Source organism: Haloarcula sp. H-GB5 (genome assembly GCF_054850705.1).
Map to the genome: position 1 here is coordinate 22,546 of NZ_JBTWBG010000007.1, position 12,746 is coordinate 35,291.

Genomic DNA, 12,746 nt, shown 5'->3' on the forward strand with positions numbered 1-12,746 from the left:
TAACAGCGATTGTCAAGACAGAGAACAGGCACAGCAACTGTGCACCTAACATAGACGTTTGTCGTGTGACCGACTACGGACGTACCTCCTCAGCAATCGCAATTTCACCAGCGGAATAATACACCCACGCACAAATAAGGACGATACCGACTGCTGCCCGTACAACCCATATCTCGATGGATTGCGCAAGCGATATATTTGCAATTTCTACAACGAAAAGCGAGGGGAGCGTCAACTCTGGATTCTGCGAGAAGGGCTGTTGAGTCAGTGTTAAGAGTGCCACCCCTCCGAAGTGGACGCCAATTGGCAACGACAGTTGTCCGCTCAATATGTAGGCTGTTCCGAATAGAAAACCCCCGACAAGGCTAGTGAGCACGGCAGACAATCCACCACCTAATAAATGCCAAATCCCGAATATCGGAGTGCTTGCAACGAGTGCAAGCATGACTGCTGTTCTTTTCCCTACAGACCGTTTTACGAGACCCTCTGCGGCATTCTGAATGAATATTGTCCTAAATACAATCTCTTCGAATACGTTATTTGAGAGAGAACACCAGCAGCGCAGCGACGACAAGAACTCCGAGGGGTATCGAATCAACTCCAACACCAGTCAGGTCTGTGCGAAGAGTTGCATATCCTCTCGCTACCTGATAGAGAACTGTACAGATCAAAGCGCTTACGCCGATTATTGTTCCGGCGAGGAAGTCCACTACCCACTGTGTAGACCAAGCGAATCCATAACTGGTGAGTGGACGGTTATCAAGCCGTGAGGCGACGGCGAGTGCAACGAGTCCGCTTGCAATCATGAGTGTAGCTGTTAGGATGAGCGGAGTCAGCGTCTGAAGGACGACACTCGTTCTAGAAACGTTCCTAATAACTGATTGGAATGTTATCCTCATTACGATCCGGCCGCCCAGATAGGTTACAAGAGCGGCGAATACCGGAATAACGACCCGCCAAGTGGCCCGTAGCCGCGTATCCTCTGAGCCATACAGAAGTCGATGGATGAAGTCTGTTATCTCTGAACTCACAGAAATATTTTCTGACATATTCACCCAATTTCATGTCTATGCATTAATGATTTTGACTCATTGTTACAATTCGACACGGCGTTCGTTTAGTCCCAACGGTGAGTGTGCACCAACTTTTCTGCCACTACCCTCACAACATACTCAACTCGCAAATGCACTGAACAGGCGTTTCATCACTACGACTGCCCAAAGAACCCAGATTGGCAACGACTGGCCAGAGCGTGATAACCGATTTCGAACAGCCACCTCAGACCGCCCGAGCGACAAGTTCGTGCACCCAGTCAGGAGCGTCGAGGTCAGCTGCAACGCCGTGCTCCCACGCCGCAACGACCTCGTAGCCGCCTGTTCGCTCTATTCCGAGCCGCCACCGGCGCGTATCGTTCTTAGGATGTGTAGCCAATGACGCAATTCGAGAGAACACCCCCTGTGACGTACAATACGTTGGGGTATATCTTACGGATACGAAAATTGCTGAGACGAAGTATCCAATATCGTTTAGGGTCGAGTGTGAAGGAATTGACTCTACTGAGGAGGCAAAAGAAGCTGCAAAAGAAACGTCAAATAGACTTGAGGATGCCGCCGATAGCGCTGACTATGCTGTTGAAGTAGGACAAGACGTTATTGATGAGATAGAAGACACACTTGAGGATGGAGTTGATGAGATCGGAGATATAGTAAATATGGGACAGGATTTCATTCTCCAATAATACTATTTAGTAACTAGAAATTATTTTCGTTCAATAGTATGACAACGTACCAAGTTTCGTGGTCGAATATAGCTGCCTATTCCTTTTTTTGTTAGTGATGGCTGGTCTGGTGTATGTTGGTGAGGGAGCTTTGGCAATGCTATATATTTCGGCAATAGCTATTGGATTAGTTTTGCGCGTTATTATAATAAGATATGTGATATAATCGGGGATTCGTCTTCAAAAACCAACGTCTTAGATCCAAAAATATACTCAAAACACATCCAGAACAACCGCTTCAGCCTGAGCAACGGCCCCGTATATTTATGAATCTGTGGGTACAATGTACATACATGACGACCCGAGTCAACTTTCGATTGCCTGATGACCTCGTGGAGAAGGCGGATGTCGCGGCTGCAGCGACGCACAAAAACCGGACGGAGATCGTCGTTTCGGCGCTGGAAGACTACTTAGATGAGATGGAGGATCAAGAGGCATTCAAGCAGACCGTCGTCGATCTCTACATCGATGATGAGATCGGGTTCGAGTCTCTGAAGCAGGTCATCGGGCGACAAGACGCCGAATCCGTCCGCGCCTCGAAGGCCCTTCTTGCGCAGGGCGAGGAAATGGCCGACGACCTCGCGCAACTGTAGTGAGCACTGTATGATTGTCGCAGATACGGCTGCGCTTATCTCCCTAGCGTCGGTCGACCTGTTCGATACGTTGCTCACCGAATTCGAGGTTGCGACTACAGAGACAGTGATCGACGAACTCAACGCGACCAGTAACTACGACGATACCCACGGTCGTGCCGCACAGGCTGTGCTCGACAATACAGCGCAGATCACTGTCAAACACGCCGACGGCACGCTGTCCTCATCTCGGATTGACGAAGGCGAGGGGAGTTGTGCGCTTCTGTGCAACGACCTTGACGCAGCGTTCCTCATTACTGACGATCTCCGTGCCCTGCCCGAACTGCAGACCGCTGTCGACGCACAGGTCGCTATTTCGCCTATCGTTCTCAAAGCACTGGTAACCCGGCAGGTCCTCGATAGACAAACGGCTCTGGAGAAGCTTGACCACCTCGCCGAACAACGTTCCTGGCTTGGACAACCGATCTATCGGCGAGCACAGAATCTATTTGAAGAAGAGTAATTTGCATGGGTTGCGGTGGTTCCTGATTCCATCCGCTGACTGACCGCGACCCCGTACTAGGCCCTGTTAGTGGCAGGCCCCACGACGGCGCGAGTGTGTACTCATAGCTGACGAGCGACTGGTATGTAAACCCCCCCTTAGACTTCCGGGAGAGGGCTCGCTAACCAACACGCGGTGGCAACAGCGGTCAACTGTTGGTTAGTTAGAGACCGTCATGGCCCACTATTCTTCCGTATATATCGGTCAGTACAGATTGTTCACTAACGGGTGACAAATCGATTATGAGGCCGATACAAGTTTACCACACGCCGTGCCAGCGACCGTACGCGATAACGGCAAGGATGCCGGCGACACCAACGCCGAGGTACGTCCCGATAACCCAGAATGCCGCGAGGACGAGACCCCAGAGGCCTGCAACGACACCAGCGTGTTCGAGATCGTCGATACGGCCAGCCGCGTACGCTGAGCCGAAGGCGACCGTCAGTAGCAGGCCGAAGATTGGCTGGATTGCGTACAGGAACGCCCACGCGAGGATGGAGAACGCGACAATCCCCGCGAGTCCGTCGTAGAGGTTCAGAACATCGGCGGGGACACGTGATTCCGACGTAGCCATACGAAATCGTACAACTCCCTGTTGGAAAACTGTTTAGGAACACGCTATCATCGGTCTCAATAGTCTCAGTCTCACCTTGTGAGTCTTTGAAGGTTAGCCATAGCGAGTAATCAATCGGAATGTCATTACTTTCCGTATTCTCTCTAATATTCCTAACAATCTCACGTGAGAACGCTAAATGTTTCATCACGGAACTCACCATTCACCTCGCTTCGATAAGCGACTGAAAGGGTTTCGCTATGCTGCTCTTCCGGTACCAGACGCTGTTTGAGTTCTTCCGACCAAACCTCAGTTTGATAAGTGAATGCATCTGTCGTGGGTTCAACAGACGAATGGACGGTTAATTTGTACGCGTCATTTGCGCCACTGTTCTCCACTTCTAAACTGAGGTCGTCATCGGTGTTCAATCCCCATTCAACATGGAGTTGTGGGGAAATCCGTGAAATCTCTTGGATCTTTTCTTCCCTTTCCATGATCTTCTGTTGGTTCTCTAAAATATCGTTCTGCCGCTGGTAAATATATCAAAAAACTGACATCAAAACAACTCTACAGTGTGAATTCCATCTAATGGGTTAACTGCCCAATCAGGACTCAGCCAGTAGGCCGCAAGCACCGATAACACTACAACACCCCCAAGCACCCCTAACGGCCACCATTCTGGCGCCCATTCGTTTAGCGCTGCCATGAGATTGAACCGGACGTAGGTTTGAGGCAGCGTTTGATTAATCATACGGAGAGGTGGTGATGGAAAGGGTCTCACAATCGAGCACCTGTGTCCTCCGTGCTGTGTATGCCTTCCCTCCTTGATGACGTTCTTCGACCAACACGAGCCGCTTCTTTAAAAGTGGCCGACAGAGGATTTTGTCAGGCGGGAATCCAGTTTCAGAGCTGACGCAGTGGTATTCTGGAGGCCCTGCCTCAGCGAATTATGGGGCAGTCAGCACTCACGGAGACCGGATCGGGCTCGGAACAGACCACAGAGGAGCAGAACTCGTTTGAATTCGTCGAATATCTCAAAGAGCATCTTTCGGCGGCGATCAACGGGGTTTCGCTCTGTCGCCTTCGGGCGGAAAGACAGTTCGAAGCAATTCTACAACTCGCTGGACCGCCTCGATTCGTTTTCAGAGCGCCTGGAGGGAGTCATCCTCCACAACAAAGACTACACAAAGATTATCGACCAGTACGGTGATGGGGCAGACACACTCATCTACATGGACCCGCCGTATAAGCGTGGAACCGAACGGTACGACTGGGTGGATTTCGACCCAGAGCGGTTCAACAATTGGTGTGTGAAACTGGGTGAGAGCGAAGATATCTACTCCGCCCAATAGATGATCTCGTCGGTATCAGCCCTCTTTCAATTCAGTGCTACCCGACTGTTGAGACAGACGTTATACACCAGATCGGAGGAGATGAACAGGTCACAGAAAAACTCACGATGAGCTACCATCCCGATGAAGTAGTTCGGTTCCGTGGAGGCCAACAGACGATGGACGATTGGTAGGAGGACTCATCAACAGACTATCCACACTGGTTAGAGCCCGAACTAACGACACAAACTAAAACAATGCAAGAACGCCTAATCGAAGCCCTAGAGAGTAGCTCATACATTGAGAAAGACCAAGTTTCTAAACCACGGCTACTGGTCTACCTGATGGGACCCTACAAGTCTCACCCCCCATATGAGTCGGCCCATCCGGAGCGTGACGCTGCCACTTCGCGAGAGACGCTTGACGAGGCACTCGAAGGACTACAGGAAAGTGAGTTTAATGCTGACGAAGCGCTTTGGCTGCTGATTGAACTCAGGCGGAAACTCCGCTCAGAACGCGGTGTCAACGCATTTCTTGCGACAGACCCGGAAATCCCACTGCACGAGATGGACGCTGCTACTCAAAGTATCGAATACACAAAAGCGTCAGTCGTGACGATTTTCATTGCCCCTGCAATGGGTGACAACCTCGGTGTAGGTATTGAGATCGGGTCTGTCTGTGAACATTTGCCCGAACAGGAACTAATGGAGAGAGTTCTTTTCATAGGTGAGGAAAACGTTGAAAGTTCCATGATCGACGCCGTCTCGGATAGATGGCATGTGACTGCCGACGAGTTCGAGAATTTCGACGGACTCTACCAAGCAGTCAAAGCCCACATTCGGACTGTCGCGTGATTGTCTCTCTGGCACCTGTAGCGTTTTTCGGTATTAGGAGCCGTCAGGCTTGGCTGAGCACCGGAGTAAAAATATTTAATGTGGCTCGGATACAACAATAAGATACATGAGCAATCCTGAGCGCACTGGAATACCAGATGGTGGCGTGTTAGAACCTGACAGGGAAGAGGATGATGGGGGAGATGATGACGAATTCGAGTTGGACGTTGACTTCCCCGAAGACAGTATCTTCGACCTTGAGGACTACCTCAAGATGTACGAGGTCGCCTCTAAACCGAAGCAATTCCGGATCATGAACGCATTAGCCGAGGACAACGAACTCAGCACCAGTGAACTATCGATGGTTCTGGGTGAAGAGGGCAATGATCTCCACTATCCGCTTCGAACGCTGAAAGAAGTTGGACTGATTAAGAACAGACGAAACCCCAACACGGGGACAAAAGAGACATACTCCTACTACGAGCTTACGGACATGGGGCGGGTGGTGCTCACTGAAGGTATCCGGGAGGGGGTCAGGATACTGGCACGCGAAGAAGCGGCATTAGAAGACAAGTACAGCAAGTAAACCATACTCTTCCGACCAATTAGTATATCGGCCTCAAGCGAGAGAACATTTGTTGTCAGAGGCAGCCCCCTCTTCGCGGTATTCATACGGTCGGTATCAACCGCCATCGTTCACCACCTAGATGCCCACCCTGAATTCGAGAAATTTTTCGAGATTCCACTGGTCGCAGCATCCGATTCTTGTAAAGCCAGATTCACTAATGGAGAGTGGTAAGGCGGCTACGATCCGGAGGAAAACGAGGCCGTTGGAGAAACGAATTACCACATTCGTGATAGCAATGTGTACGTCCCGGTTCAGCACGGCTCAGCCAACTCTGGGAGCAGCAAAAAAAGAGCTTCAAGGCCCTTCTGGACACCAACTGGGAGAAAACTGCTGATGAGTATTTCGCCGGGATATACAGTGAATGCAATGTCTTCGAACAAGAGGTGAATGAACTACTAGATTACGGACAAAAAGACGAAATCTGGTCGAATTGGGACCCCGACCAGGATCTCCTTCGATTGGTCCGGAATGCAGCCCATGAAGTTGATGGTCTAGACCTTGCCGAGTTCAACGAAGCAAGCGAATATTATGCTGCGATTACAAAATACGACGCTGATGGGTTCAGTGAGGAAAGCGCAAAGACGAAACTGAAGGGGGTGAAATCCCTTTCTTCGAAACTGACAAGTTACACAGACCGGGACGACATTCGAGGGATCGAAAGGAGAGCTCAAGCAGACCACGAACTATTCAAACTGGGAGGCGGGGGGTCCGGTGGCAAAGAGATCAACGTCAACACGCTGGAAGATATCTTTGAACTCCCCTGCTTCCGGAACATGGTCGAGGACCTTCGAGTCGAAAATGGTGGGCCAGTCAGGAAGGACCTCTACAACTTTGTGGCGATGGTTATGTGGCTACAAGATTACCACCAAATATCTCATGAAAATATGAAACGAGCAGTCGTTGATGACATCGCAAATCTCTTCGAAAAGAAGTGGGATTGGTACGACCCAGACGAGACCAGCTATCAGGTTGCTTATGAAATCGACCACGGGACTATCGACGGTGGAGATGCCCTCCCGATGGGGTGCGATAACGACGTTATGAAACGGCACTGTATCAGCAAAGAAAATTGCCCCTATTCGATATACTAGAGTCTTCCATTCCCCCAGGAGATGTACGACCTGCTTGATGACCTGCAAGGCGAAGCTGAAATATAGAGCCTAGATTTCTCTTTCGAGTCCAATTGGTAGTGACAGTTCAGTAGTCTCCACCCTCCCTCTATCAGCATCCATTTCTACAAAGGAATACTCGAAATAGTCGCACCCATTTAGCAGATTTTGGTGAAAGTCTTCGTGCCTGTTGGACTAGGACAGTAGAATACTATCAAGAATAAAATAGTTTATCCAAACTATGACTCTAGTGACTGTATCTTCGGAAATTCGGGGGTTGCAGTCAGCTAACACCAGAATTGTGTTATAGACTGGATCAAGGACGAGCCATACAGACCGAAACTGCCGAATTTATCCGAATCCAGTCGTTTAAGTACGATTTTCTAATCTGACTGCGTGAACTGGCTATAGTATCTTCCTAATCCTCCAAATTCAGACGAGTGCAGTCAGCTGTGTACGTTTCAGTCACGAAATGGAGTGTCTTTTCGCAGAATTTCGGCTTATCCGCTGAAATCCGACGTGTGCAGCCATTTGTGGCCGGTTTTCGTTCATCATACCCTTCTTGAACTACCAATATCGCTTCTACCTGCTGAAATCAGACGAGTGCAGCCATTTGGCGGCTTTTGAGGAGTGCGGTAGGAGGGTCGGAAAAAGCTTCAACCATAATTAGAGGTTTAGAGTAGAGATGCAGCCATTTAATTTGTTCTTAGGCAGTTGCAGCCAATATACACCCTCCGATTTTGTCCAAAGAGAGAGGGGGGTGTAGCGGGTGCAGGGGAGGTGAAGCCAAGAGGCACTTGGCAGCGGGCTTCAGACGGCAGCCAGCCGTGGACAACCCAGGCGGGCTATTGTCAGAATGGCTAGATAGACGAGACGCCTGTGTCGGGAGAGCGGGTCGTGGTGACACGACAAAGCAACGGCGAGTGTAGCAAGGGATAGACCAGCGAGGATGCCGCGGTGGGATGGACCTCGATACAAAGACAGCCAGTGGGGAGATCCGCCTAGGCAACAGTGGGGGACAGACCGCACCGAAGTGGATGGGCAACAGAGTGGATCACAGTAGACGGTGGGTTGGGACAGCTCCGGAAACAATGAAGGGACGCGCAGCGACAGCAGGCACAGTGGGGGGACAGACGGCGGGAACAGTACAGCAGGGAGGTTACTCAGGGACGCGAATGTATCTGGATTCTAACACTGGGTCTGGCCGCGGCTATATGACGACGACATCGACGGTTGGCTGGTGGGGAGATCGGCCTTGGAAGGACGCCTTCAGGGCAGGCATGGCAACTCACCTCGACACCCCTACTACGACCGCGGGGGACAGACCGGAGATGTACCCCTCGAAAGCCCGCGGTCGCTCGCGGTCCCTGCGCGACATATCATCGGTCGCTGCGCTCCCTCGATAGGGGTCGCGCAGCGGACGCCCGCACCGACCGCACGCGAGGCGACCGCCCCCTTTCAGTCCACCCGCCTCAACAGCGACCGCGACCACAAACAGCCCAGCACAACAGACATGTCCGTTACTGACACTCCCGAATCGGCGGCACAGCACGACTCTGAGACTGCCCTTGGGTCGGCCCCGGCGCTGCGGTCGCCAACGAAGGTCGTATCGTTTGTCGAACAAGTTCTCGTTGAGCTTCACCACGAAGCGCTGGCTGCTCGATATGTGACCGACATAGGGCAGGAAGGGGAAAGACAATTTGGTGTCGGGTCAAGCACACGCAACTGGATGTCGACGCGGAGTATGTTCAGATTCGGGACGATCCACGAGTAGGTGTTGGCGTCGAACCGTGTTCGCAAGCGACGGTTCGGGAGCGACTGTGCCCGTGTCTTGACCACGACCGGTCTGGACGTGTTGATGTCCGGCCACTGGCCGGCATACAAATGAGTGAGGACTGATCGTAGTTCAGGCCTGTTCCCGCATTGGCAAGTCGAGATCGCCGAGAGCAGCGTACTGGCGAAGGACACAGAGATGTGGACAGATGGTTGTCGCCTGGAAGACCGCGCAGCTGCACCAGCCAGCGTGGATCCCGTTGGGATGTTCTGCCAGTGAGCAATTCACGGGACAGTCGTCGTCGACGGAGACAAGGAACAGTCCGGACGACCGCCCTCCGTTACATCGACATCGGCATCGAGCGCAGCGTTCCACGTTGCTGACCGGTCGTCACGAATCTGCCCTGAACTGCTGTTTCCTGAATCTGGACGCCTACGTTATCCAAGGCGACTCACTGACTGTTGAGTTCCAGCGAGCGTGGCAAACCTCGTACTCTGCGTTGGGTGGCAGCGTTCGCGAGCTAGACGACGCGGAAGTCTCTGAACTTCGTGAGTGGATGACCAACGCCTTCGAGAATACGGTTGAGGACGGCACCCAGCTCAGTCCGGGGCAGCAAACAGATACGCGCTCGGAGGATCGAACACCTCCAGTTACGACGTCCGTCCCGAGTGAACAGGCCAGTCTGGGTGTGTTCGAGAGCAGCGATTAGCGGCTGTTTTGTGCCCCCCAGTCGGGTGAGGGACGTTCCAGCGAGAGCGTCCTGAGAAGAACCATGTCAAACGTAACAGACGAAGATCCAGACTCCGTTGAGAAAGTAGAACGAACAGATGTCGGCTGTAGCATGGAGGCTCGGCTGAAACGAGAAACTGGGACACGAGACGAAGACACTGTGACGATCAAGGCGAAGGGTGAGACTGCTGAGGAGACGATTGCAGAGTTCCACACGCTCCTAGAAGAGCATGAGCAGGATATCAGTGGCCGACTTCGGGATATTCAGCCCAAACGAGACGAGTAACGTCCTGCAATACTACATTTTTGCGTTTGTCGACAAATAAGCACTTGTCAGGTTTCCGTGGTCGCAGGTACCCCAGAATGGGCCAACTCGTCTGATTGGTTACTCATACTCACTCTGTCGTGTATTGAATCAAGGTAGAGAATCAACCGAGGTTGACGTTGATTGCCTTGGTTTGGGTAAACTCGTCGATAGCTTCCATGGCGTTCTCGCGGCCGGAACCGGACTGCTTGTAGCCGCCAAAGGGCTGGCCGGCAGAAACGTCGTTGTAGTGGTTTACCCAAACGACGCCCGCTTCGAGGCGTCGCGCGGTTCGGAGCGCCTTCGTGATATCATTTGCAATGACACCGGCGGCCAGTCCGTAGTCGACGTCGTTGGCCTGTGCAACCACGTCGTCCTCATCACTCCAAGAGAACGTCTCCATGACGGGGCCAAAGATTTCCTCCTGAACCGATGGGTGGTCGTGGTCGATGTCGTCGATGACGGTTGGTTCGTAGAACGCACCGTCGGCGAGCGACTCGTCGTCGGGCTTGTGGCCGCCTGTTCGGATGGTCGCACCGCTTTTGCGGGCGGCTTCGACGAACTCGTTTGTTCGTTCGACCTGCTCATCGGAGACTTTCGGTCCCATATCTGTCTCTTCGAGTAGCGGGTCACCGACAGCCATGCTCGCTGCGGCGTTAGTGAACGCCTCGAGGAATTGCTCTTCGATGTCCTCGTGGACGAACAATCGGGAACCGGCAGCACAGCACTCACCTTTGTTGAAGAAGATGGCCATCATCGCTGCCTCGATCGCCTCTTCGAGGTTGGCGTCCGGATAGACGATGATGGGGCTTTTCCCGCCCAGTTCGAGCGTTGTCTTCTTGATGTCCTCCGCGGAGCTTCGGATAATCTCTTTGCCGACTTCCGTCGACCCCGTAAAAGAAATTTTGGGCACGTCCTCATGTGTTGAGAGCGGTTCGCCGGCATCTTCACCGTAGCCAGTGACAACGTTGATGACACCGTCAGGAACCGTATCGTCGACGAGTTCCATTAGCTTCAGAATCGACAGCGGCGTCTCCTCGGACGGTTTGAGGACCACCGTGTTACCGGCGGCGATGGCAGGGCCAAGTTTCCAGACCGCAATGAGCAGCGGGAAGTTCCATGGGACGATTGCGCCGACAACGCCGTACGGTTCCTTGACCGTGAGAACTTGTTTCTCACGATTGAACAGGTCGTTCGTCTGGCGCGTCTCGCCATTGACGTTGCGGGCCGCGGCAGCGTAATAAGTGAGGTGGTCGATGACCAGCCCCATGTCACCCATCGCTTCGGTAATCGTCTTCCCAGTGTCGAGTACTTCAAGCGTCGCGAGCATCTCCTGGTTCTCTTCAACAGCTCGTGCCATATCTGAGAGGACTCGCTGGCGCTCACCCGGTGATGCGTCCTTCCAACCTTCGTCGAACGCTTTCTGTGCCGCCTCAACAGCGGTGTCAATGTCGGTGGGGTTGCCTGCTGGTACCTCACCGAGCACTTCACCCGTTGTCGGGTCCCTAGTCTCGATTCTGTCATGGCTGTCGCCACTGATGAACTCACCACCGATGTAATGGTCGAGGTCGTCCGGGACCGCGTCTGAAGCGGCCTCCCGGTGACGTTGTTTGATTTCACGAGTCGTCTCTGCGGAATCGTCACTGGCGGTACTCATGATGGACCAGTGTCACAATTTAACATGCGACAGTAAATAGTTAACTGTGAGAACATTATACTTCAACATCAAAATAGCATAGAAATGAGACTATCATATTATGATCTCACTGGGTGTATTGTATAATTATCGCGCCCATGACGACATATGGTATTTTAGTTTACATTGAAAGTCGGAAAACGTCGTTAAATGACTTCTCACCGATATTTGGCGGGAATCAGATGGTTTAATATTCGGATAATTCTGCATATAGCATAGTTGGAGAACATTTATTGCGATTGCCGACCGTAAAAAGAGATAACATAATACAATGATCAACGGGAACGATTTCGAGTTCGATCTTTCACCCCGCGATGTGGCTATACTTAAGGCGAGGGTTAAATATCCCGAGAAGTCTGCCAGTAAACTTCGAGATATCTTAGAAGAGGAGTTTGATATCTCACTTTCACACAATCGAGTGAACGAAATTCTAAATGAGATGCGCGACGAGGATGTGTTTTCGATGCGTGCAATCCCGAACCAGAACATCTTCGAGTACTACCTTTTTCAGGTTGCTTTTCATTATTCGAATTTTGATGAGAACTGGGAGAGGTGCTACAAGCGGTTGCTTGACGACCCACACGTAATATTCTTCGCCAGCGCTGACGACTACCACGAGTGGCAGTTCGTCGCACAGTTTGCCTCACCAGAGCAGAGTGAGGCGTGGCGTCACGACTTCGTTAAGGAATTCGGTGACTTCATCGCGCAGATCGACAAGACGGCGCTCCCGGCAGTCCACAAATTCGAAACGGCGGCAGCCATCTTTAATGACTTGCTACGTGACATGGGAGGTGAGGAGTATCTTGGGGATGTAGAGCAGGACCCTAGCGAGCAGGAAGAGACTGACCGAGTCTCGGTAAACCAGTGAAACGCTTATT

13 protein-coding genes and 2 pseudogenes are annotated in these 12,746 nt (G+C 52.0%); 9 read left to right on the forward strand and 6 right to left on the reverse strand.

Annotation, left to right across the window (positions count from 1 at the left end; genetic code table 11):
• Nucleotides 1–73: 73 nt before the first annotated feature.
• The 3 genes from ACYJ11_RS19595 to ACYJ11_RS19605 all read right to left on the reverse strand — a co-directional run bounded on the left by ACYJ11_RS19595 (nt 74) and on the right by ACYJ11_RS19605 (nt 1,431).
• Complete coding sequence (locus ACYJ11_RS19595; protein ID WP_461649108.1) at nt 74–607, reverse strand: lysostaphin resistance A-like protein; 534 nt, start codon at nt 605–607, stop codon at nt 74–76.
• Nucleotides 537–1,049 (reverse strand): hypothetical protein, encoded by a 513-nt coding sequence (locus ACYJ11_RS19600; RefSeq protein ID WP_461649109.1) that lies wholly within the window; start codon nt 1,047–1,049, stop codon nt 537–539. Before ACYJ11_RS19600 ends, ACYJ11_RS19595 begins: the two co-directional genes overlap by 71 nt.
• Before the next feature lie 229 nt (nt 1,050–1,278).
• Entirely contained in the window at nt 1,279–1,431 is a 153-nt protein-coding gene (locus ACYJ11_RS19605) for a hypothetical protein (RefSeq protein WP_461649110.1), read from the reverse strand.
• Nucleotides 1,432–2,070: 639 nt separating this feature from the next.
• Here ACYJ11_RS19605 and ACYJ11_RS19610 point away from each other — a divergent pair.
• Together ACYJ11_RS19610 and ACYJ11_RS19615 are read left to right on the forward strand one after the other, a co-directional pair.
• Complete coding sequence (locus ACYJ11_RS19610) at nt 2,071–2,370, forward strand: ribbon-helix-helix protein, CopG family (protein ID WP_461649111.1); 300 nt, start codon at nt 2,071–2,073, stop codon at nt 2,368–2,370.
• Between the two features lie 10 nt (nt 2,371–2,380).
• On the forward strand, nt 2,381–2,872 hold the full coding sequence (locus ACYJ11_RS19615; protein WP_461649112.1) for a hypothetical protein: 492 nt from the start codon (nt 2,381–2,383) through the stop codon (nt 2,870–2,872).
• A gap of 298 nt (nt 2,873–3,170) precedes the next feature.
• Here the strand turns inward: ACYJ11_RS19615 and ACYJ11_RS19620 are convergent, their stop codons facing one another.
• Nucleotides 3,171–3,485, reverse strand: coding sequence for a Duffy blood group (locus tag ACYJ11_RS19620; RefSeq protein ID WP_461649113.1), 315 nt, complete (start codon nt 3,483–3,485; stop codon nt 3,171–3,173).
• A gap of 161 nt (nt 3,486–3,646) precedes the next feature.
• Nucleotides 3,647–3,958: a hypothetical protein gene (locus ACYJ11_RS19625; protein WP_461649114.1), complete on the reverse strand. Its 312-nt coding sequence runs from the start codon at nt 3,956–3,958 to the stop codon at nt 3,647–3,649.
• 522 nt (nt 3,959–4,480) lie between these two features.
• Between ACYJ11_RS19625 and ACYJ11_RS19630 the strand changes: the two genes are divergently transcribed.
• The 6 genes and pseudogenes from ACYJ11_RS19630 (at nt 4,481) to ACYJ11_RS19655 (ending at nt 10,154) form a co-directional block, all read left to right on the forward strand.
• Nucleotides 4,481–4,816 (forward strand): DNA adenine methylase, encoded by a 336-nt coding sequence (locus tag ACYJ11_RS19630; RefSeq protein ID WP_461649115.1) that lies wholly within the window; start codon nt 4,481–4,483, stop codon nt 4,814–4,816.
• Nucleotides 4,817–5,052: 236 nt separating this feature from the next.
• Nucleotides 5,053–5,649, forward strand: coding sequence for a DUF7509 family protein (locus ACYJ11_RS19635; RefSeq protein ID WP_461649116.1), 597 nt, complete (start codon nt 5,053–5,055; stop codon nt 5,647–5,649).
• 106 nt (nt 5,650–5,755) lie between these two features.
• Nucleotides 5,756–6,214: a helix-turn-helix domain-containing protein gene (locus ACYJ11_RS19640; protein WP_461649117.1), complete on the forward strand. Its 459-nt coding sequence runs from the start codon at nt 5,756–5,758 to the stop codon at nt 6,212–6,214.
• A gap of 317 nt (nt 6,215–6,531) precedes the next feature.
• A pseudogene (locus tag ACYJ11_RS19645) lies at nt 6,532–7,347 on the forward strand (primase-associated protein); the annotation flags it as partial.
• A gap of 2,189 nt (nt 7,348–9,536) precedes the next feature.
• Nucleotides 9,537–9,848, forward strand: a pseudogene (locus ACYJ11_RS19650) (N-6 DNA methylase); the annotation flags it as partial.
• Nucleotides 9,849–9,911: 63 nt separating this feature from the next.
• Nucleotides 9,912–10,154 (forward strand): DUF7389 domain-containing protein, encoded by a 243-nt coding sequence (locus ACYJ11_RS19655; protein ID WP_461649118.1) that lies wholly within the window; start codon nt 9,912–9,914, stop codon nt 10,152–10,154.
• 142 nt (nt 10,155–10,296) lie between these two features.
• On the opposite strand, the gene ACYJ11_RS19660 is transcribed toward ACYJ11_RS19655, so the two are convergent.
• The gene (locus ACYJ11_RS19660) at nt 10,297–11,829 is read right to left on the reverse strand and encodes an aldehyde dehydrogenase family protein (protein WP_461649119.1); all 1,533 of its coding nucleotides are present in this window, start codon (nt 11,827–11,829) and stop codon (nt 10,297–10,299) included.
• 310 nt (nt 11,830–12,139) lie between these two features.
• Here ACYJ11_RS19660 and ACYJ11_RS19665 point away from each other — a divergent pair, with 310 nt between their 5' ends.
• Entirely contained in the window at nt 12,140–12,736 is a 597-nt protein-coding gene (locus ACYJ11_RS19665; protein WP_188980956.1) for a helix-turn-helix domain-containing protein, read from the forward strand.
• Nucleotides 12,737–12,746: the final 10 nt, after the last annotated feature.